We start from the raw sequence: 21,551 nt of genomic DNA, 5'->3' as shown, positions 1-21,551 counted from the left end.
TCCATCACTCACACATCTTCATGCTGGGAGGAGAAAGCTATCGACTGAAAGAAAAGTTAACCAATTAACGCATCAGGTGGGTCAATTTTATTGGCCAAAGGTGGGTCAAAATAAATGGCCATTGACACCTTCTCAGTCAAATACGCCAGCTTACGACGCCTTTCTTTGGGATCATCCTGTGTGTACACCAGATTCAACCCAGGCTTCCCCAGCCGGTGTTGAGCCGATAACAGTGCCAAATTCCGCGAGCAAGAGGACTGCGACAAACCAGTTTTACTGATCAATTCACTGACCGTAATTCCAGGCTTTCTGGCCACCTCCAGCAGCAAATGTACAGCCTGAATACCGATTTCAGGAGCAACTTCACGAATGGCAGCGACAGCTCCAAGCAGACGCTTGATTCCAATTTTAACGACCAAGTGATTCTTTTCAGCCTGTTTAGCATTAGAGGTAATCGCTGGCTTTTCAATGCTTTCCATCAGCTTTCCCTCCCTGTCGGTGAATAGGATCGATATAGAAGCCAGTCGAATTCCAAGCCATCTCCAAACAACCTGGAATCTTTAAATAGAAATCCCCAAGGAACAAACGCAGCTCGAAATCACCAATTCTAAAACCGGCACCCCAGCGCCCAATTTCCATCTTCATATCTACCTCTCATATCAAGTAAAGACAGGATCTATATAGCACCTCGAAAAACAGATTAAAAGTATCAATATCAGCAACTTACAACACACTTATGCAATTAAATCGCTTCCAGATTAGTTGCGCCAGCGGCTTTAAAAACGCGCAACTCCCTGTAAACTCTTTGCTGTAGTAAGATATTTCTTCAAAGACATGAACATGAGGAGCAGTACACCTTGGTTAACGGAGACGTGGGGAAGCGCCTATGGGCAGCAGCTGACCAGTTATGGGCCAATACCGGCCTCAAGCCCGCCGAGTTCTCAACTCCCGTGCTGGGGCTCATCTTCCTGAAGTACGCCGACAAGAAGTACTCAGCAGCCGAAGAGAAGCTCGGGCCGGTGGGTTCCGGTGGCCGCCGCAAGGTGAGCAAGGATGACTACCTGGCCGAGGGGGTGATTTTCCTCCCCGAGACCGCCCGCTTCTCACACCTGCTGTCGCTCACCGAGGGCGATAACATCGGCAAGGCGATCAACGATGCCATGAAGGCCATCGAGGACGAGAACCCCGACCTCAAGGGGGCCCTGCCGCGCACCTACACGCGCCTGGAAAACTGGGTGCTGATGGAGCTGCTCAAGCAGCTTGCACCGGTTGACCTGTCAGGAGACGCCTTTGGCAAGGTCTACGAATACTTCCTGGGCAACTTCGCCCTCAAGGAAGGTCAGAAGGGCGGTGTCTTCTACACCCCCGAGTCCATCGTAAAACTGATCGTTGAGATCATCGAGCCCTACCACGGACGCATCTTCGACCCGGCTTGTGGCTCAGGAGGTATGTTCGTCCACTCGGCAGACTTCGTGGAGCGTCACCACAAGACGGCCATGGACGAAATCTCGATCTTTGGCACCGAAAAGGACCAGACCACAGTCAACTTGAATAAGATGAACTTGGCTGTGCACGGCCTATCGGGCGATGTCCGGGTCGCCAACACCTACTACGAAGACCCTCACAATGCGGTCGACAAGCTCGGTGGCCGCTTCGACTTTGTGATGGCCAATCCTCCCTTCAACATGTCAGGCGTGGACAAAGAGCGCCTTGAAGGTGATCCACGGTATCCACTCGGGTTGCCCAAGACCGATAACGCCAACTATCTGTGGATTCAGCTCTTCTACATGGCGCTCAATGAGCAAGGGCGCGCTGGCTTCGTCATGGCCAACTCAGCTGGGGATGCACGTGGAAGTGAGCAAGTGATCCGCCAGAAGCTGATCGAGTCCGGTGCCGTCGATGTGATCGTCTCGGTGGGGCCGAACTTCTTTTACACCGTCACGCTGCCCTGCACCCTGTGGTTCTTCGACCGGGCCAAAAGCGAGACCGAGCGTGGCGACAAGGTACTGTTCATCGACGCTCGCCACCTTTACCGCCAGATCGACCGAGCGCATCGGGACTGGTTGCCGGAGCAGATTGAGTTCCTGGCCAATATTGTGCGGCTCTACCGTGGCGAGGCCATCGAGCTGGATCAGGGCAGTAAGACGTTGTTAACCGAGAAGGGGCTAGCCGACGGCTATGCCGATGTTCCTGGGCTCTGCAAATTGGCGACTAGGGAAGAGATCGAAGCGCAGGGCTGGTCATTGAATCCGGGGCGCTATGTCGGGGCAGCGGCAAGAGGTGCTGATGATGTGGATTTTGCTGAACGGCTTGAAGAGCTGTCCGAGGAGCTGGAAGTACTCAACGCTGAGGCTAGAGAGTTCGAGGAAGCCATCAACTCGAACTTGAGTTCTATTCTGGGAGCCGCCTCATGAAGTTGCCAGAAAACTGGATACGCGTACCAATAAAAAAGGTTTACGAAGGCCTGTACGATGGTCCACATGCTACGCCCAAGCCGTCAGAAGAAGGTCCGGTTTTTTTGGGTATTGGTAATGTCACTGAAGACGGCCACCTTGATTTTAGCAAGGTTAGGCATATCTCGGAGGACGACTATCCCAGGTGGACGAAAAGAGTTACACCTCAGAGTGGCGACATTGTCTTCACTTACGAAGCAACCTTGAATAGGTATGCCATTATACCTAATGGCTTCCGTGGCTGCCTTGGAAGAAGGATGGCCTTGATAAGGCCCAATGTCGATAGAATAGACACCAGGTTCCTGCATTACTACTTCTTTAGCAACGACTGGCGAGACACTATTGAAGCAAACAAGCTCGCTGGGGCAACTGTCGACAGGGTTCCACTGACTCAATTCCCTGAGTTCCCTATTAGCCTTCCGCCGTTAACAATACAACGGAAGATAGCCTCCATCCTTTCCGCCTACGACGACCTGATCGAAAACAACACGCGCTGCATCGAGATCCTTGAGGAAATAGCCCGGCGGTTGTACGAGGAGTGGTTCGTTCACTTCCGCTTCCCTGGGCATGAGGAGGTGAGCTTCAAGGAGAGTGAGCTTGGGGAGATTCCTGAGGGGTGGGAGGTTCTGGAGCTTGGTGATGTTGCTCAGATTAACCCAGAAGCTATCAAGCCAAAGTCTGCTCCGGATGAGATCCATTACATTGACATAGCGTCTGTATCGCCAGGACAGATCGATAAAGCTGAGACGATGCAATTCGCCAACGCGCCAGGAAGAGCAAGGCGCATCGTCAAGTCTGGCGATGTCCTCTGGTCTTGTGTCAGGCCCAATCGTCGCTCATGCGCAATGATCGTTGAACCAAGGGAAAATACTGTTGCTTCGACTGGTTTTGCTGTGCTGAGAGCAGGGAGTATCTCCAAGCACTACCTGTACCAGTATGTCCATGCTGATCAATTCGTTAGCTACTTGGTCAACCGAGCTACCGGAGCAGCTTACCCCGCTGTGAAGGCTGCTGACTTCAAAGAGGCGAAGCTCATCGTGCCTCAGAGAGATATCCTCTCAGACTTTGATAAAGCAGTCGCACCGATGAGAAGCCTTATTCACAGGCTGGATCGAAAGAACGCGAACCTCCGCGCCCAACGCGACCTGCTCCTGCCCAAGCTGGTCTCTGGTGAGATCGACGTATCCGACATTCCCATGCCCGAAGACAAGGAGGTCGAAGCCGCATGACGCCCCCGCCATCCCCCGCTTATGCCTACTCCGAGGATGCCCTGGTCGAGCAGCCCGCCATCGAGCTGTTCTCTGACCTGGGCTGGGACACCGCCAATCTCTACGGAGAGTGGTCGGGTACGGTATCGAGCGAGGGACGGCAGACCCAGCAGGATGTGATGCTGGTGCCCCGGCTGCGGGTGGCTCTTCAGAAGCTCAATCCCGAGCTACCCGCCGATGCCCTGGACAAGGCCATCGAGGAACTGACCCGCGACCGCTCCAAGCTGCTCCCGGTGAACGCCAACCTGGAGGTCTACCGGCTGCTCAAGGATGGTGTAAAGGTCGAGGTATCCGAGGAGGATGGTGGCACCGCTATCGAGACCGTGCGGGTGATCAACTGGAGCCAGCCCGAGGAGAACGACTTCCTGCTGACCTCGCAGTTCTGGGTAAGGGGAGAACTGCATACACGACGTACCGATCTTGTAGGCTTCGTGAACGGGCTGCCGCTGCTGTTCGTGGAGCTGAAGGCCAGCCACAAGACCCTCAAGGCCGCCTATGACGGCAACCTGAGCGACTACCGCTCGGTGATCCCCCAGCTGTTCACCTACAACGCCGTGGTGATGCTCTCTAACGGCTCCGAGACCCTGGTGGGCAGCACCTTCTCCCCCTGGGAGCATCTCTTCGAGTGGAAGCGGATCAACGACGAGGGCGAGAAGGGTGTAGTGTCCCTGGAGACCGCCATCCGAGGTATTGCCGAGCGGACGCGGCTGTTGGACATCGTGGAGAACTTCACGGTATTCGAGGAGGCCCAGGGCGGCACCATCAAGAAGATCGCCAAGAACCACCAATACCTTGGGGTGAACAAGGCCATCGCCGAACTGCAGCGGATCAAGAACCGCCCTGCCGGTGAGGCCGGTCGGCTGGGGGTCTTCTGGCATACCCAGGGCTCGGGCAAATCTCTCTCGATGGTGTTCTTCACCCAGAAGATCCATCGCACCATCACCGGAAACTGGACATTCGTGATCGTCACCGACCGTAACGAGTTGGACGAGCAAATCTACAAGACCTTCGCGGCCACGGGTGCCGTCAACGAGGTAGAGGCCCACGCCGAGAGCGGTGCTCACCTCAAGCAGCTGCTCAGCGAGGATCACCGCTACGTCTTCACACTGATCCAGAAGTTCGGCACCAAGCTGGGCGAGACCTACCCCAAGCTCTCGGACCGGCAGGACATCATCGTCATCACCGACGAGGCCCACCGCTCCCAGTACGATACCCTGGCGATGAACATGCGGACCGCTCTGCCTCATGCTGCCTTCCTGGGCTTCACCGGGACACCGCTGATGGCTGGTGAGGAGAAAACCAAGGAGGTGTTCGGTGACTACATCTCTATCTACGACTTCGGCCAGTCCATCGCCGATGGGGCCACGGTGCCGCTCTACTACGAGAACCGCATCCCTGAGCTGCAGCTGATCAACGAGAACCTCAACGACGATCTGACCCAGCTGCTGGAAGATGCCGAGCTGGACGAGGATCAGGAGAAGAAGGTCGAGCGAGTGTTCGCCCGTGAATACCACCTGATCACCCGCGATGACCGCTTGGAAGCCATCGCCGAGGATCTCGTGCAGCACTTCGTCGGTAGGGGCCACCAGGGCAAGGCGATGATGGTCTGTATCGACAAGGCCACCGCCGTGAAGATGTACGACAAGGTACAGGCCCACTGGAAAAACTACCTGGCCCGGCTTCAGGCTGAACTGGCATCGACCCCCAAGGAGCAGCAGGAGGCGCTAAAGCACAAGATCGAGGTGCTGGAGACAACTGATATGGCGGTGGTAGTCTCCCAGGGACAGAACGAGGTCAAGGAGCTGGCGGACAAGGGGCTCGACATCCTGCCCCACCGCAAGCGCATGGTGGAGGAAGACCTTGATGAACAGTTCAAGGATCCTGATGGACCGCTGCGGTTGGTGTTTGTCTGCGCCATGTGGATCACCGGCTTCGATGTGCCATCTTGCTCCACCATCTACCTCGATAAGCCGATGAAGAACCACACCCTGATGCAGACTATTGCCAGGGCAAACCGCAAGTACCCCGGCAAGGAAGCGGGCCTGATCGTGGACTACGCGGGTGTCTTCAGGAAGCTGCAGGAGGCGCTGGCCATCTACGGTGGGGCTTCATCCAAGGTAGCTGAGCCGAGGCCAGGATACGGAGATGAGCCACCTCAAGACGGTGAGACACCGATCCACCAGAAGGCCGAGCTGGTGGAGTACCTCAAGCATCTGCTGGCCAAGGGGATTACTTTCCTGACCGAGAAGCAGATCAACCCCGAGGCTATCAAAACGGCTGGGGGCTTCGATAAGGTTGCCCTGTTGGATGATGCCGTTGAGAAGCTACTGGAGAGTGAGGAGACCAAGAAGGCCTTCTTGAACCTCGCCAGGGCCACTTCCCGAGTCTATCGAGCCATCCTCCCTGATCCCTCAGCAAATGATCTGGCCCCTGATGCGGTGCTGCTGTCCGTGCTGGCCCAGAAGATCAAGGCGCTGGAGCCCGAAGTGGATATCTCCCAGGTGATGAAGGACGTGGACGACCTGCTGGATCAGTCGGTCGCTCCGGTGCCCTACGTCATCGAGGATACGGATAAGGAAAAGCTCTTCGATCTCAGCCAAATCGACTTCGAGAAGCTCAAGGACCGATTTAACAGGGGGAAGCAACGTACTGAGGCCGAAAAACTACGTGCACTGCTGAACCAGAAGCTCGAAAGCATGATGGCCAAGAACCCCAGTCGCACCGATTTCATGGAGAAATTCAAGAAGCTGATCGAGAAGTACAACGCAGGTAGTGTGAACATCGAAACCTTCTTTCAAGAACTGATTAAATTCACCGAGGACCTTCAGGAAGAAGATCAACGAGCTATCCGCGAGGGTCTCACCGAAGAAGAATTGGCACTTTTTGATATAATTACCAAGCCAGCACCGGAAATGACCAATAAGGAAGTAGCCCAGGTTAAAGCCATGTGCCGGGAACTACTGGAGACCCTCAAGGAGGAGAAGCTGGTGTTGGACTGGCGGAAGAAGGCCCAGGCCAAGGGAGATGTCCGCCGCACCCTGGAAATCGTCTTCGACCGGGGACTACCGGATAGCTTCGAGGAGGAAATCTACAACGAGAAATGTGATGCCGCCTTTCATCACCTGATGACCAGCTACTACGGCGGTGGGCAGAGCGTTTATTCAACTCTCACCCACTAGATAAAAATAATCGATCAACACCCCCAAGCACGTTTAGATAATACATAGAAATGCGCAAGTTATTGTTTGTTGGCTTAACGCTATTTGTATCTTCACTTACCGTTTCAGCTGAAATCAATGAACCGAGTAACCATGCAGGACAGTGCTTTGCACTATTTGAGTTTTCTAGGCAAGTCACTGAAGACCCACAGGCTAAATCAATTTTTGAAGAAGCCCGAAAAAGGGCTGGAGCATCTCTCATTCGGTTAAAAACATCAGAGGGCTATTCTTTCGACACAACAAGTGAAAATGCCTTCAATAACCAGATGAAAGAGTTATTGATGCACTACAGCCAGATGAATCGTACTCTCACCCTCGATGAGCTCAATCAGCTATGGGATCAGTGTGAAGTTGAGTTTTTGTGAGCTACAACCGCACCTATTTAGGTATACCTCAACGAGTACGGCCATAGGCCGGTTCTAGGTGTACCGATATAGCATTCTTGACAACCCAAACGGATACGCTATAAATAACCACACCCATACGAGTACATGGGATTGTGAGAGAGGTAGCGAATAATGTCACCACACATTTTTATCCGTGGGTACTTGAGGGCCTCCACCGAGGACCAGAACGCCGAGCGAGCCCGTGAGACCCTCAGCAGGTTTGCACAGGAGCATGGCGCTCGCGTGGCGGCGTGGTATACCGAGAACGTCAGTGGCACCAAGGCAGAGCGTTCCGAGCTGATGCGACTGCTGTCCGACTCAGGGCCTGGAGATGTCCTTCTGATCGAACAGGTGGACCGACTCACCCGCTTGACCCGCGATGATTGGGAAACACTGAAGACCGCCATTCAGAGGGCTGGTGTGAGAGTGGTGTCCCTGGACCTGCCAACGAGCCATGCCGCCATGCGGGTGACCAGCGGAGACGATTTCACCGCCAGGATGCTGGATGCTGTGAATGCCATGTTGCTGGACATGCTGGCAGCCATTGCCAGGAAGGACTACGAGGACCGCAGGAGGCGTCAGGCCCAGGGGATCGAGCAAGCCAAGGCTAAGGGCATCTACAAGGGGCGTCCTGCTGATGAGGCGCTTCATGCCAAAATCAAGGAGCTGCGGGACAAGGGCTTCAGTATTCGCAAGACGGCGGAACTGGCTGGGTGTGCTCCAAGCACAGTTCAGCGAGCCATCAAGATGGGTGCGGCTGCATGACCTGCCTGACACCATCCCCACTTGACCCAGGATTGGGGGCTGGCGTACAAGTTGCCATCACGCACCCGCGCCAGCAGTCTCCTCTAGGTCATGCCCCGGCCTGGCATCATTTTCACAGGCCCATCCCTGGGGCCACGGGGGGGAGTCTCGTCTCGCAGCGCGTATAATACCCCCTCAGATTTTCGCCGGAAAAATTCTGGGTTAGCTAACCTGTGTCCTCTTTCGTCGGTATCGCTTGTTTGGCCTGACTTCAGTCAGAATCGGTTTTCCATTTTGACTTTTGCCCTTAAAGAATGACCAACAGCCTTTCTCGTCATACGGCTTCCCTCCAGTCAAACTGGTAGTCACCGACCTGTCGGTAGCTTTTGAAAACCTGCCCGCGAGCTGCCGCCCCAGCCATGCTATCGGCTAGTTCATTTTGTGGGTGGCCACTGTGGCCCTTCACCTTGTAGAAGGTCACTTCGTACTGCTCCAACAGTTCATCTAACTGCTTCCAGAGATCCAGGTTCTCAACAGGCTTCTTGTCGGACTTGATCCAACCGTTCTTCTTCCAGTTGTGTCGCCAGGTGATGCAACCATTACGAGCATAGGCGCTGTCTGTGTAGACGTTAATAACCTTGCTACTGCTACGGACCGCCTTCAGGCCCTTGATAATAGCCATCAGCTCCATCCGCTGGTTGGTCGTCGGGCATTCTCGTCCACTGATTCGCAGTTGCTTGCAGTCGTTCTCTAAAACCGCTGCCCAGCCACCTGGTGCGAACTCCGATCCGTTGTTCAGGCAAGAACCGTCTGTGTAAATGCTGATATCTGATTTCATGATTGTATCCTCATCGTCGAAAGCGACTGGCTCCCTTCAGGCAGACAGACCAGTGAGCGGATACATACCGCCTACCTGACCAGTCGCCTTCGAGGATGTCACTGGGTTAACTTGGAGATTGGCTCATGGTCGGCTCAGGGAGTGGCCGACAGAGCTGGTGGGTGCTGACAGAATGCTTCAGACAACTGCTCATCAGTCATCATCACAATCCATGTCAGAACCGTTCAGGATGGTTTCATCAAGTGATCTTGTGGATGTCACTCACAGGATTAGCCAACAGAGAGACCACAAGAGAGACTTGATGTAGGTCTTTCAGATAGAGACCTGTATAGGTGATTACTTATGATGGTAATGAAGTAATGGATATCTCATAGAAGAACTATAAGACCCACTGAAAGTGGGGCTTCGCCCCCTCTACTACCACCATCTGAAATTCGTCAGATGTAGCCGACTTCAACGCAGTGCCCCCTCAAATCATCTGCGCCAGTCTTGCCCGGTTCACGTCTGCCCCAACTGCCACCAGTCTGGTTGTGCCAACTGGTGCGTTCATACAGCTCATGCCGGAAGCTCAAAGGGAGTAGGCCTCTGGGGGCGCTGGATGTGCACCCCTCAGTGAGGTCTTCAAGAAACACAAAGCCGGGAACATGCGTTCCTCTTCAATTAAATTGTCACCTAGTTGCCGGACATCGCTGCTCTGTATTGTTCTCCATAACTGGCCCCTAATTGAACGTCGCCGATCTTGCAGCGATCTTGCGCGTTGCTGTTCAGGGGCTCCGTCAGTGAACCTGGGGACCGGATTACACAACTTCCGCCTGTTGCGGTCGAACGGTGGCCGGATCGGACTTCTTGCCGAGCATCTCGTCAATCACTGCGATTGCACGATCCTGCGCTTCCTGAAGCCTCTTGGCATCATAGCCTTTGCTGTAATAGCCGTAACTCATGGTGAGCCCCTTACGGCTGTGGCCGAGGAGGTAGGCTGCTACCAACTCCGAGACATCGCCCTGTTGCAATGCTGTAGCCATCATTACCCGGAATGAATGGAAGCCTTTGTCCTGGCGCTCGGTTACGTGCTTGCGTTTGATCTCGCCGAATCGCTTGGTAGCCAGGTAAGCAAGCCGACCATCCGGTCGAATACTCACCAAATCATGGAAAAGATATTCCGAGCCCACATCGGCTGACTCCATCCTGAGTTTCTCAACTTGGGAGAGGCAAGGCTTTGGCACCGGAATCCATCGGGTTGCTGCCTCTGTCTTACCATCCTCTTGCGAGGCTATACCCATAAGGTGAACACCATCTTCTTCCTTAAAGTCTTGGAGTCTCAAGCTGATCAGTTCACTAATCCGGGCTCCTGTGTACAAACCCATGCACGTCAAAAGCTGCATCGAAAAAGGCTGATCCTCTATAACAACCATGAGTTTTCTCAGCTCAGCTTCAGTGAAGGGTTGTTTCTTTTGACGCCCTTTACTGGTATTTATCTTGTGTTTCTCAAAAGGGTTATCACCTTTAACCCAAGCACGAGAATAGGCGTAATTCCAGAGTGTCTTCAGTCGAGATATATGACCTTGTACAGTTGCACCTGATAGCCTCTCTCGACAATGATCTATAAAATCAAACACTTGGGAACGTTCAATCTGATTGAGTTGAATATCAGCTTCATTCAGGTAAAGCAGAAAGGAATCAACTGTCTTTTTAAACCTCTCCCTGGTTCCCTTTGTGTGGAGTTGCTCTCGTTCACTGGCTCGAATCTGATGGGCTAGAGTTTCTTTCAAGGTAATTCCATAACGATCACTATCAGTCTTTCCTTGTGTAACTACCTTGTAGGCTTCGACATACTCGGGATCATCTTCTTTTCTGACTGAAGCTGGATCAAGCACTTCTTCCCATTCAACATCTGGGCCGACAAACCTGTCCTGGGCTACCTGTCGAAGCTCGTCAACGTAGCGTCGGAACCTTTGGCGGGGCTCCGACTCGATTTTGATTAGGTGCTCTCGCTGACGAAGCTGACCGAGGATGATGTCGCGCCGATGCCTCGCTTCCTTTATGTCTCCGGTCTCCAGTGACTTCTCAATGATGTCAGCATCCGGGTACAGAGGTTTCAGGGCTTTAGGTACGCGCTTCTGGAAATACCAAGTATTGTGGCGTAATTTCAGGTACTTACGATCATTCATTTTTCTAGGCGGCAAGAAATGTAGGAAGATTTGTAGGAATCTATGTATGGCCAAACCCACAAAATTCAATGCTTTCATGAGCTTATAAAGAAACAGACCTGCATGATGTAATCCGCCCGGCTTTTCAGCCTGACCCTAAAAGCCCCGGCTTTCCTTGGAAAGCCGGGGCTTTTTATGTCAGCAAACATTTGAAAGCTTTGCTGGTCGTGAATTAGAGCACCTGGCCATTCACACTCAGCGCTACCTCCAGATTGCCACGAACTGCATTGGAATAGGGGCAGATCTGATGAGCTGAGCGTGTCAGCTCGACGGCTGCGTCTTGGGGCAGATCCAGCTGGATTTCCAGACTGACGCTCAGCGCAAAACCTCCACTGGCATTAGGGCCTAGCCCCACCTCGGCTGTAACCGGGGCTGTCTTAAGTGCAACCTTTCCTTCACGGGCTACGTGAAGAAGTGCATTGGAAAAACAAGCCGAATAGCCTGCTGCAAACAATTGCTCTGGGTTGGTCGCAGCTCCGCTGCCGCCCATTTCCTTGGGATAGGCCAAATCCAGGTCAAGAAGACCATCATCAGTTTTAACCTGGCCGTTACGTCCTGCTGAAGCAGTTGCACGAGTTGAATAGAGATTTGCCATGATTCCTCCTTATATAGATTGCGCACAATTTAATTGCTAGCAACCATTATAACCGGCAAAACCCTGCTTGCAAGAAGGTTGTGCGCAATTTATATTGAGCCCACTTTGTTTTCACTCTTTTTCAGGCCTGACTATGTCCTCCTGCACCAACAAACCAACCCTTGACGCTGAAGAAGCACTGCTGCTTAAAAACCAGATCTGCTTTCCTCTGTATAGTGCCGCCAATGCGGTGATCCGGGCCTATCGCCCTTTGCTGGAAGCGCTGGAACTCACTTATTTGCAGTATCTGGTTATGCTATTGCTGTGGGAAAAAGACGGTGTCAGTGTCAAGGATCTGGGCCAGCAGCTGCATTTGGACTCAGGCACCCTAACTCCCTTGCTCAAGCGCCTGGAAGCCAAGCAATATCTGACTCGAGGCCGGAGTGAAACCGATGAACGTATTCGGGTACTCAACCTGACGACTGAGGGCAAAAAACTCAGGGAACGCGCACTTACCGTGCCCGGAGCCATGGCCTGCAAGGTAACCCTGGATACGAATGAGCTCATCCAGTTAAGAAATCTTTGTGAAAAAATCATTGATCGCCTGGAAGGAGACGATCATCCAGGCTAACCAGTAAATAAAAGCCAAGCTCACCTTTCTACTAGGCAAGTGTTTTCCCCAGTACAACCCATTTGCCCTGCGAGCCGGGTAAGGGCTTTTTTCTCGCTCCTGTCTCGGCTAGTCTAAGGGCTTTTACACAAGAGCCTGACATGACCCCGACCTACCGTCTGACCCAATACAGCCACGGTGCTGGCTGTGGCTGCAAGATTTCCCCGAAAATGCTGGATCAGATCTTGAGCAAGGCTGGCTCCCAGGTTGCTGACCCACGCCTTTGGGTGGGCAATGCTTCGCGCGATGATGCTGCTGTCTTTGCCTTGAATGCTGATCAGGGCGTGGTTTCCACCACGGACTTTTTCATGCCCATTGTCGATGATCCCTTTGATTTTGGTCGCATTGCCGCGACCAATGCGATTAGTGACATCTATGCCATGGGCGGAACCCCACTGATGGCCATTGCCATTCTGGGCTGGCCGATCAGTAAACTCCCTGCCGAAGTAGCGGGTGAAGTCATTGCCGGAGCCCGCTCCATTTGCGATCAAGCCGGAATTGCCCTGGCGGGTGGTCATTCCATCGATGCGCCCGAACCGATTTTCGGTCTGGCCGTGACGGGCTTGGTAGAAAAAAGCCAGCTCAAGCAAAACAACACTGCCAACGAAGGCGATCTGCTCTTTCTGACCAAACCCCTGGGTATCGGCATCCTGACGACAGCAGAAAAACAGGGCAAATTGCGCCCGGAGCACCAGGGACTGGCGACCGAATGGATGTGCCGGTTAAACCGGATCGGTCAGGAACTGGCTCGTCTGGCCGGCGTCACTGCCATGACCGATGTCACCGGTTTTGGTTTACTGGGCCATCTGGTGGAAATGGCTGATGGCAGTGGTTTGACTGCTTGCATCCAGGCTGATCGAGTTCCCCGACTGGAGGCAGCCGATGAGTACCTACAAATGGGCTGCATCCCCGGAGGTACCGGACGCAATCTGGATAGCTATGGTCACCGTCTGGGCAAGATGACACCCGAACAGCAGCAGCTATTTTGCGATCCTCAAACCAGTGGCGGTCTGCTGGTCGCAGTCCATCCCCAGGCAGAGACAGAATTTCTTGCGCTTACCAGCCAAGCCGGTCTGCAACTCCAGTCACTGGGTCAGATGCAAGCGGCTACTGCTCAGGCAGTCGAGGTTAGCTAATGACAAGGGCGTCTCAGCTTTACCGCGAGTTATTTATGGCATCCACACCGCTGATGGATACCCGGGCTCCGGTGGAATTTAACCGTGGCAGTTTTCCGACGGCAGAAAACCTGCCACTCATGACCGATGACGAACGCGCCCAAGTGGGCACCTGCTACAAACAAAAAGGCCAGGAAGCGGCCATCAAGCTCGGTCACCAACTGGTCCAGGGAGCCACCAAACAGGCCAGGGTGGAAGCCTGGATCGACTTTACCCGCCGTCATCCAGAGGGGTATCTGTTCTGTTTTCGTGGTGGGCTGAGATCACAACTGGTGCAGCAGTGGCTAGCTGATGCCGGCGTTCACTATCCACGCGTACCCGGTGGCTACAAGGCACTCAGGCGTTATCTACTGGATACCAGTGAAACACTGATTGAGGCCGCTTCGCCCCTGCTACTGGGTGGCATGACCGGCACCGGAAAAACCGAGTTACTCCCCCGGCTTCCCGGCAGTATCGATCTCGAGGGCCTGGCTCACCACCGGGGCTCCAGCTTTGGACGTCATGCCAGCGGCCAGCCCACGCAAATCAATTTTGAGAATCAGCTCGCCCTAGCTTTACTCAAACAGCAGCATCAAGGCTCCTTCCTGATTCTGGAAGATGAAAACCCCATGATCGGTCGTCTGGCCCTGCCCAGAAGCCTTTATTTAAAAATGCAGAAAAGTCCTCTGGTACTCCTGGAAGCACCGCGCGAGGAAAGAATTGAGCGCCTGCTGCAAGAGTATGTTATCAAGCTGCAACAGGAATTTATTGACCGTGACGGTCAGCTCAGTGGCCCTGCCAACTTCGGGGGGCACCTCCAGGCCGCTCTGGGTCGCATACGCAAGCGTCTGGGGTCAGAGAACTACCTTAAGCTACTGAAAATCCTGCAGGAAGCACTGGCCTGTCCGGATGAGAAGCTGAGTCTGGCTCTTCACCGGCGCTGGATCGAGGGGCTGCTGGATCGTTACTATGACCCCATGTACCACTACCATGAACAACAAAAAAGCGAACGCCTGATTTTTCGCGGCTCTGCCACCGAAGTCCAAGCCTTTCTGCAAGCCCGCAATCAGCCAAGCCATCCTCTTGTAAACGAGTAGATACCCTCCATGGCCACCCTCTTATTCAAACTCTATGGCGTTCCTGAAGACGAAGCTCAGGAGGTTCGTGAACTCCTCGAAGAAGCTGAACTTGCCTTTTATGAAACCTCAGCCGGTCGCTGGTTTCTGGGTGTAGATGCCCTCTGGCTGGTTCATAACGAGGATTTGCCGGAAGCCAGGCGCCTTCTCAACGAATACCAGCAAAAACGCTACCTGGCAGCCCAGGAGAATGCCGAGCAAGAACGGGCTCAGGGCCAACAAGTGAGCTTTTTTGAGCAACTACAGGCAAGACCTGGTCGCTTTTTGTTATCCATGCTGGCCATCCTGATCATCCTGACCCTCGGCTTTCTACCGGTTGTCTGGCTCTTTTTCTGATCGGAAGACAGATCAGAAATAAAAACAAATAACAATAATTACCACTTGCAAACCTCTCAACAAGGCGCTAACCTTATTAATAATAGTTAGCATTTGCAGGAGAAAGCCACATGTATGTTTGTGTTTGCAAGGGGATAACCGATCAGCAAATCAAGACCTCCATTGAACAGGGGGCAGCGAGCATGCGTGATCTTTACAAACAGCATTCACTGGGCAGCCAGTGTGGCAAATGCGTTTGTACGGCCAGAGAACTCCTGCGCAACCAGAAGGAAGCCTGTAGTTCGTGTGAAATAGTAGCCGCCTGACTCTAACTGACCGCACAAACAACCCACCTTTTTTTGCCTAATTTACTTGGGCATACTATCCTATACCCTGAATTTGCCAGCCAGCCGCTATGGCAAGCCAGCTTTCATTCATTTGGCAACCTCAGGGTAACTAACATGCAAGGCAATTCAGCCATTAAGGAAGAACTCAACAAGGTCCTCACCTTGGAGTTAACTTCAATTAACCAGTATTTCCTCCACGCCCGGATGTTTCGCAACTGGGGCTTTGAAAAGCTCAATAAAGCCGCTTACAAGAAGTCCATCAAGGACATGAAGCAGGCCGATGAACTGATTGAGCGGATTCTTTTCCTCGAAGGCCTGCCCAACCTGCAACACCTGGATAAACTTCGCATCGGCGAACACACCCAGGAAATGCTCAAGTGTGATGAAGACCTGCAGCTGGATGCTATCAAGATGCTGCGTTCTGCCATTGCCCTCTGCGAGAAAGAAGAAGACTTCATCAGCCGCCATCTGCTCCAGGAGATTCTGGAAGATGAAGAAGAGTATCTGGACTGGCTGGAAACCCAGCAGTACCAGATCAAAGAAATGGGCATTGAAAACTATCTTCAGGCATCGATGGAAGAGGAATAAGACATGAAAGGCAATAAAAAAGTAATTCAGGCACTGAACGAGCTGCTTGGCGGCGAACTCACTGCAATGGATCAATACTTCATCCACTCGGAGATGTACGCGGATTGGGGACTGAGCAAACTGCACGAGCGAATTGCGCATGAGTTTGATGATGAAAAACAGCATGCCAAGGCTCTGATCGAACGGATTCTCTTTCTGGAAGGTACACCTGACATGGTGACCCGTCCCCCCATCAATGTGGGCAAGGACGTCAAAGAAATGCTGACCAACGATCTCAAGCTGGAATACCAGGTCGTGGCTGATCTGAAAAAGGCCATCGCCCTGTGTGAAAAAGAACAGGACTATCAAACCCGCGAAATTCTGCGTCAAATGTTGGATGATACAGAAATGGATCATGCCTACTGGCTGGAAATCCAACTGGGCTTGATCGAGCGTATTGGCATGAAGAACTACCAGCAGTCGCAAATCTGATTCCTTCAATCAGAAGCTGCCAGGAAGCACCTCCCAGCGGAGGTGCTTTTTTTATGCTCAAAAAAAAAGCCGCCCCAAGGGGGCGGCAAAGACTCGCTTGATGATGAGGAGAACCTAAAACAATGAGGGAACCTGTAAACACCCTTTGCTTTAAGCCATGGATTTCTCAACCCATGAGTTAATGGTAACGATTCTCATTTTTGATTGCAAGTACTTTTTAAAAACTTTTCTGTCAGACGGGTTTCTGGATCGAGTCACCGGCCAGCAATAAAAAAAGCCGCCCTTGAAAAGGGCGGCTTAAAACTCGCTTGATGATGAGGAGAACCTAAAACAATCTGAGCAGCGACCTGCCCTTGCCTTAAGTCAGGATCCTTGATCCCATGGTTTTAATGTTAATGTTTCTCGTTTACCTTTGCAAGGTTTTTTCACAGGATTTGTTTGCTAACCCAACTGATTCAGCAAAGGGGCCAGAATACTCAAAAACAAGCCTGTCATGACCAGTTGCAACCAAAGATTTCTTTTAAGCATGATCAACTCCTTTATTGCAGCCGGGTAAAAAGATTACGCACCAGCAGATTTTCTGCCGCTTCTGGATCCGAGTCCTCACGAACCTGCAGAACCAACTGACCCGTATCCGAAAAAATATCCAGTGAGGTCATCCACCCCTGCCCCTTGGGTGTTCGAACCAGAAAAGCCTCCCCCAATTGCGCCGGGTTTAGATCAATTCGGCCACCGCAATAGGCCAGCTGCCACTCTTGCCGTTCCAGTCGAGTGGCCCTCAAGTAACCGCGACATCCCTGCACACTGCCTGGCGTGTAAAAATCCAGACGCAAACCTCTGGATTTGCAACCACAACCACCTAATTGCTGCTGAGCGGCCAACAGGCTTTCCAGGCTGTCAATACTGACACTACGGGCCAATCTGGGTTCCAGAAGCTCCACAGCCTGACGGTAGTTGATTCCCTGCTGATTCAGCAGCTGATTCACCTGGCTGGGAGATCCCAACTGCCGCCATGCCTGACAAAAAGAATCAGGGTTAAGCGTGGAAGCTTGGGTCCTTGTCTCTGTACGGGTAGCAAAGAGTGGACGGACCAACTGCTGCTGGCTCCGAGAGAAGGTTTCCACCAGCGTCATCCAGGCGTTCAAGGCTGTGCCGGCCACTGCCGCGATTTTTAGAAACCTTTTTCCCTCACGATCGAAAAACTGCAGACTCCATTGCTGTTCGCCTTGAGCATCCTCCTCTTCCAGTGCACAACCCCAATACCAGTCCTCAAGAAAAAAACTGATTTCCTGAGATCCACTGGTAAATTTCAAACCCAACTGACTGGGATCTTGCAGGCAGAGTTCCGGTGCCGAAAAGCTGCCCAGGTAGCTGACCTGGCCGCCATCATTAAAGCTGGTGACCTCTACCTCCTCCAAACTCGACAACTGATAGAGCAGGGAGAAAACATCTTCCAGGGCATGAATATTTTCCTGACCCAGGCGTGAGGCCTGCAATTCACCTTCACTGGTCGCCAAAAGCCGACTCCAGTGCTGCAAGCCAAGATGCGGGTGAGCCTGGCGAACGCCGCTCAAGGCAAGGTAGACCAGAGAGGGAGCGGATTCCTGCTGAAATTGCTCTTGAAGGGGAAGCTGGACCAAAGCATTCATGACGATCTCCTGACGGCAAAATACAAACAAACCTTAAGGGATGCCTTGGCTAGTTAAACGCGGGGTTATCACTGGCTCAGCACCAATTGATAATCATTATCATTTGTATTGCTATGCCTGTCAAGCCTGAATGAAAAAACCCGGCAGTTGCCGGGTTCAGGGGAAGCAAGACAGGAAAACCGGGGTTACTTGGTCAAGATCAAACGCCCCTTGCTGGTGATGCGCAGGCTATAAACCTCACCCTCATGCTCGATGAGAAGTTGTTTGCAGGAACCGGGAAAAAGCTCACGCGTCGTAACCTTAGGTGGCGTTGTCGCCGCTGGGCTGGAGTTCGGGGAAGGTTTTACATCCATTTGCTGTAACCTGCCTTCTGGACGGACCAAAAACTGTTAGCAGTTTTTTCATATGATTCTATATATCAAATGAGAATACTATCAATTATCACCTATGTCCAGTTCAGCAATAAAAAAGGCCTCCACAGAGGCCTTAAAGCTACTGCACTAGCAACCAGAATTCATGGTAGAGCGGAATCCCCAGGAGCACATTGAAGGGAAAGGTAATCCCCAGTGAAGCCAACATCGCCAGACCGATATCCGCTTCAGGAATGGCATTACGAATTGCCACCGGGGCTGCAATATAGGAAGCACTCGCCGTCAAGGCTGCTAGAATCAGGGCAGAGCCTTCGGGTAGCCCCAAAAGTACTGCAGCAAATATACCCGCCAGGGATAGCACCATTGGTGCCAGTGCAGCAAAGACAACCACCCGCCAGTAATGCCAGCGCAGATTGCGCAGGCTTTCTGCTGCAACCAAACCCATTTCCAGCAGGAAGAGCGCCAAAACCACCGCAAAGCTGCCAGTCAGCAACTGGGTGACCTGAGATCCTTGGTCATAACCGTAAAGGGCACCTATGACGACACCACCCACCAGAAGCACGACACTACGGTTGGTAAAGGTTTCATGCAGCAGCGCCTTGAGGCTGAAAGCTGTCTCACTCTTTTCACGCGTTAATTGATAGATACTCAGAGCTACCAATAGAGCAGGCAGCTCCAGGAGAACCAGATAGAGAGTCACCTGGCCGCCGGTTTCCAGCTGATGGGTCATGGTGTAGGCCAAAGCCACCGCAAAGGTACCCGCACTCACCGAACCATAGTGAGCCGCCAGACTGATAGCATTGGGGGCAGTCAGCCCGACCACCAGTTTCAATAGAGGAATCAGAATCAAGGGAATAACGAACCCCAGACTCAGGACAACTAAGGCCTCCAGCAAAAGATCCGAAGAAAAATTACCATGCAGAGCCATCCCGCCTTTTAGACCGATGGTCAGCATCAGGAGAAGACTCAGGGTGTCATAAGCAGCTTTAGGCAGATTGAGGTCGGATTTCAACAGACCTGAAATCACCCCCAGAACAAAAAACATGGCCACGATATCCGGCATCAATTCACCTCGGATTTTCTGATTCAAGTCAAAAACTGCGGCTAGTTTACCCTAGTCTTTAGTCGCTAGCCTACTCCTGACCCCTAAAGATGCTTTTAGCGAATACGATTACGCCCCTCACTTTTGGCCTGATAGCAGGCTTCGTCAGCTCTTTTAACCAGATCCTTGGCTGCTTGATCAGTGTCTTCAAAAGAAGCCAAGCCAATACTCGTGGTGACTTGAAAGCCTTCAGAACCTGGCAGTGTCAGATTCATAACCGCCTGACGCAGAATTTCAGCTTCGCGAGCAGCTTCTTCCCGAGACATCCCGCTTAACAAGAGAGCAAACTCGTCGCCCCCCTGGCGAGCTGCTGCCCCAGATTCGCCAGCCCTTTCCTCAATCAGCTCGGCAATACGAATCAACCAGCGATCTCCCACATCATGCCCCAGGTTATCGTTGATGGGTTTGAAGTGGTCCAGATCAATCAGTAACAACACGGCTGGCTGGCGTTTTTCCTTCCAGGCTCTGAAGGCCTGATGCATGACGGCATCAAAGCCCCGCCGGTTGAGCAGATGGGTAAGCCCATCATGGTGGGCGGCCCAGCGATCAGCTTCCTCTTTCTTCTTACGCTCGGTAATATCCCTGATGGTTCCGATATACCCCTGGACCTGTCCAGCTTCATCGACAATAGGTGAGGCATGAGCCTCCAGCCAGATCAACTGCTTGTCCCAGGTCCAGTAGCGGTACTCCACCTCATAATTGCTCTTGGTGGCCATGGCCAGCTTCCAGTCCTGCAAGAGGGAGGATTTATGGTCGGCATGCAGCTGCTCCAACCACCTCCAACCCAGCAATGCCTCCTCGGGCAGGCCGGTCATGCGCATATAGGCCGTATTTACATAGATACTGCGCCCTTCCAGATCGGTCAGGAAGATGCCTGCCGGAGAAGAGTCGAGTACCGCCGACAAGTACACCTGACGCTGCTGTAGCTCATCCTTGATACGCGCCTGGTTGGATAAGAGAGTATTAAAACGCCGCGCCACCGATTGTAATTCACTGAGTGGAGACTGGGCTTCGATTCGCTCCTGCTCGCCCCGGGTGATGGATTCTATTTGCAAGGAAAAGCGCTTCACCGGACGCAGTAGAAACCAGAGCAACCACCAGATAAAGGGCAGAGTCAGCAGAATCACAGCCCCACCAATAATCCAGAGCAACCACCAGAGGCGATCAAAAGCCTTGTAGGCCTCATCAATCGGCAGGAAAACGCCTATCACCCAATCGGCACTCCAGATTTGCTGGTAGGCTTGGAGAGCTCGTACATCCAAGTAGCTGGATTCTACTGCACCTTCCCAGCCTAGCAGGGCCAGCTCAAGATACGGATTACTGCCTGGGAAGGGCTGCAGAATCATCTCGTGATTCGGATGCACCAATATTTGTCCCGAAGAGGAAGCAATACCGGCGAAACCTTGCAGCCCCAACCGGTGCCTTTGCAGGAATCCCAGAAAATTATTGCCGCTGATTGGCAGCGTCCCGCCAACTATACCGATAAATTCGCCATCATCATTACGGATGGGATCAACCAAAACGACCAAGGGCGTATGACTAATACGCCCTATCAGGGGCTCACTGACAAAGCCAAGGTGGACTTCCCGGGCCCGTCGAAAATATTCGCGATTGGAGATATCCAGTTGATGTGCTTTGGGGTTATCCGGCCAGAGAGCTTCTATCCGCCCCGCTGCGGAAGCATAAAACAAGCGGTCAAAGTAGGCTAGAAGCGCTGAGTTCTCTGAAAGAAGCTTGTCTGCAAGCTGAGGTTGATTTTGAACTTCCTGCCCCAGTTGATCTAATGCCTGAAGACGATTATCGATATTCTGTTCTATCGTTTGGCCCAGCATTTCCGCCTGATAGTCCAACTGCACCAACAGGGATTCACGGGTAATATCCCGACCGACATACCAGGAGGTGGATAGAAGCACACTGACCACCAACACCCAGCCCAGGCCCAGACTGAGCATCAGGCGTGCGTGTAAAGAATTCATCCAGTACTTCATTATTGTTCCTTGGAAAACATCGCTCTAAGCTATAGCTTTGTACAACGATCTAGGGGTTACCCGGAATTCTGC

21 protein-coding genes are annotated in these 21,551 nt (G+C 52.7%); 12 read left to right on the top strand and 9 right to left on the bottom strand.

Annotated elements, in window-relative coordinates:
- Positions 1 to 56 precede the first annotated feature (56 nt).
- Positions 57 to 479, bottom strand: a complete 423-nt coding sequence (locus DFK18_RS07120) for a MarR family transcriptional regulator (protein ID WP_114417533.1) — start codon at positions 477 to 479, stop codon at positions 57 to 59.
- The gene (locus DFK18_RS07115; protein WP_114417532.1) at positions 466 to 645 is read right to left on the bottom strand and encodes a hypothetical protein; all 180 of its coding nucleotides are present in this window, start codon (positions 643 to 645) and stop codon (positions 466 to 468) included. The genes DFK18_RS07120 and DFK18_RS07115 overlap by 14 nt, the downstream gene beginning before the upstream one ends.
- A gap of 212 nt (positions 646 to 857) precedes the next feature.
- On the opposite strand from DFK18_RS07115, the gene DFK18_RS07110 reads away from it, so the two are divergent.
- The 5 genes from DFK18_RS07110 to DFK18_RS07090 all read left to right on the top strand — a co-directional run bounded on the left by DFK18_RS07110 (position 858) and on the right by DFK18_RS07090 (position 8,090).
- Entirely contained in the window at positions 858 to 2,414 is a 1,557-nt protein-coding gene (locus DFK18_RS07110; protein WP_114417531.1) for a type I restriction-modification system subunit M, read from the top strand.
- Positions 2,411 to 3,682: a restriction endonuclease subunit S gene (locus DFK18_RS07105; protein WP_114417530.1), complete on the top strand. Its 1,272-nt coding sequence runs from the start codon at positions 2,411 to 2,413 to the stop codon at positions 3,680 to 3,682. The genes DFK18_RS07110 and DFK18_RS07105 overlap by 4 nt, the downstream gene beginning before the upstream one ends.
- Positions 3,679 to 6,900 carry a type I restriction endonuclease subunit R gene (locus DFK18_RS07100; protein ID WP_114417529.1) on the top strand — a complete coding sequence of 1,074 codons (3,222 nt, stop codon included), beginning with the start codon at positions 3,679 to 3,681 and terminating at the stop codon, positions 6,898 to 6,900. The genes DFK18_RS07105 and DFK18_RS07100 overlap by 4 nt, the downstream gene beginning before the upstream one ends.
- Before the next feature lie 50 nt (positions 6,901 to 6,950).
- A complete protein-coding gene (locus tag DFK18_RS07095; RefSeq protein ID WP_114417528.1) occupies positions 6,951 to 7,304 on the top strand; it encodes a hypothetical protein in 354 nt (117 codons plus the stop codon).
- Positions 7,305 to 7,457: 153 nt separating this feature from the next.
- A complete protein-coding gene (locus DFK18_RS07090) occupies positions 7,458 to 8,090 on the top strand; it encodes a recombinase family protein (RefSeq protein ID WP_245944345.1) in 633 nt (210 codons plus the stop codon).
- Between the two features lie 313 nt (positions 8,091 to 8,403).
- Here DFK18_RS07090 and rnhA read toward each other — a convergent pair whose 3' ends face one another.
- The 3 genes from rnhA to ohr all read right to left on the bottom strand — a co-directional run bounded on the left by rnhA (position 8,404) and on the right by ohr (position 11,709).
- The gene (rnhA, locus tag DFK18_RS07085) at positions 8,404 to 8,907 is read right to left on the bottom strand and encodes a ribonuclease HI (protein WP_114417527.1); all 504 of its coding nucleotides are present in this window, start codon (positions 8,905 to 8,907) and stop codon (positions 8,404 to 8,406) included.
- 797 nt (positions 8,908 to 9,704) lie between these two features.
- Positions 9,705 to 11,075, bottom strand: coding sequence for a site-specific integrase (locus DFK18_RS07080; protein ID WP_162299719.1), 1,371 nt, complete (start codon positions 11,073 to 11,075; stop codon positions 9,705 to 9,707).
- Positions 11,076 to 11,286: 211 nt separating this feature from the next.
- The gene (gene ohr / locus DFK18_RS07075; protein ID WP_114417525.1) at positions 11,287 to 11,709 is read right to left on the bottom strand and encodes an organic hydroperoxide reductase Ohr; all 423 of its coding nucleotides are present in this window, start codon (positions 11,707 to 11,709) and stop codon (positions 11,287 to 11,289) included.
- A 133-nt stretch (positions 11,710 to 11,842) separates the two neighbouring features.
- Between ohr and ohrR the strand changes: the two genes are divergently transcribed.
- The 7 genes from ohrR to bfr (DFK18_RS07040) all read left to right on the top strand — a co-directional run bounded on the left by ohrR (position 11,843) and on the right by bfr (DFK18_RS07040) (position 16,369).
- Positions 11,843 to 12,319 (top strand): transcriptional regulator OhrR, encoded by a 477-nt coding sequence (ohrR, locus tag DFK18_RS07070; RefSeq protein WP_114417524.1) that lies wholly within the window; start codon positions 11,843 to 11,845, stop codon positions 12,317 to 12,319.
- A gap of 140 nt (positions 12,320 to 12,459) precedes the next feature.
- Positions 12,460 to 13,494, top strand: a complete 1,035-nt coding sequence (selD, locus tag DFK18_RS07065; RefSeq protein WP_114417523.1) for a selenide, water dikinase SelD — start codon at positions 12,460 to 12,462, stop codon at positions 13,492 to 13,494.
- Positions 13,494 to 14,609, top strand: coding sequence for a tRNA 2-selenouridine(34) synthase MnmH (gene mnmH, locus DFK18_RS07060; protein WP_114417522.1), 1,116 nt, complete (start codon positions 13,494 to 13,496; stop codon positions 14,607 to 14,609). Before selD ends, mnmH begins: the two co-directional genes overlap by 1 nt.
- 9 nt (positions 14,610 to 14,618) lie before the next feature.
- A complete protein-coding gene (locus DFK18_RS07055) occupies positions 14,619 to 14,984 on the top strand; it encodes a DUF6164 family protein (protein WP_114417521.1) in 366 nt (121 codons plus the stop codon).
- Between the two features lie 110 nt (positions 14,985 to 15,094).
- Positions 15,095 to 15,289 carry a (2Fe-2S)-binding protein gene (locus tag DFK18_RS07050; RefSeq protein ID WP_114417520.1) on the top strand — a complete coding sequence of 65 codons (195 nt, stop codon included), beginning with the start codon at positions 15,095 to 15,097 and terminating at the stop codon, positions 15,287 to 15,289.
- A gap of 135 nt (positions 15,290 to 15,424) precedes the next feature.
- Positions 15,425 to 15,898 carry a bacterioferritin gene (bfr, locus tag DFK18_RS07045; RefSeq protein WP_114417519.1) on the top strand — a complete coding sequence of 158 codons (474 nt, stop codon included), beginning with the start codon at positions 15,425 to 15,427 and terminating at the stop codon, positions 15,896 to 15,898.
- 3 nt (positions 15,899 to 15,901) lie between these two features.
- On the top strand, positions 15,902 to 16,369 hold the full coding sequence (bfr, locus tag DFK18_RS07040) for a bacterioferritin (RefSeq protein WP_114417518.1): 468 nt from the start codon (positions 15,902 to 15,904) through the stop codon (positions 16,367 to 16,369).
- 539 nt (positions 16,370 to 16,908) lie between these two features.
- Here the strand turns inward: bfr (DFK18_RS07040) and DFK18_RS07035 are convergent.
- From DFK18_RS07035 to DFK18_RS07020, 4 genes are all read right to left on the bottom strand, one after another.
- Positions 16,909 to 18,018, bottom strand: coding sequence for a ChuX/HutX family heme-like substrate-binding protein (locus tag DFK18_RS07035; protein ID WP_114417517.1), 1,110 nt, complete (start codon positions 18,016 to 18,018; stop codon positions 16,909 to 16,911).
- A 185-nt stretch (positions 18,019 to 18,203) separates the two neighbouring features.
- A complete protein-coding gene (gene hemP / locus DFK18_RS07030; protein WP_114417516.1) occupies positions 18,204 to 18,371 on the bottom strand; it encodes a hemin uptake protein HemP in 168 nt (55 codons plus the stop codon).
- Positions 18,372 to 18,510: 139 nt separating this feature from the next.
- A complete protein-coding gene (locus tag DFK18_RS07025) occupies positions 18,511 to 19,452 on the bottom strand; it encodes a sodium-dependent bicarbonate transport family permease (RefSeq protein ID WP_114417515.1) in 942 nt (313 codons plus the stop codon).
- A gap of 95 nt (positions 19,453 to 19,547) precedes the next feature.
- Complete coding sequence (locus DFK18_RS07020; RefSeq protein WP_162299718.1) at positions 19,548 to 21,467, bottom strand: diguanylate cyclase domain-containing protein; 1,920 nt, start codon at positions 21,465 to 21,467, stop codon at positions 19,548 to 19,550.
- Positions 21,468 to 21,551: the final 84 nt, after the last annotated feature.

This window comes from Marinospirillum perlucidum (assembly GCF_003336805.1).
GTDB lineage: Bacteria > Pseudomonadota > Gammaproteobacteria > Pseudomonadales > Halomonadaceae > Marinospirillum > Marinospirillum perlucidum.
This window is presented reverse-complemented; position numbering and strand designations above follow the sequence as displayed.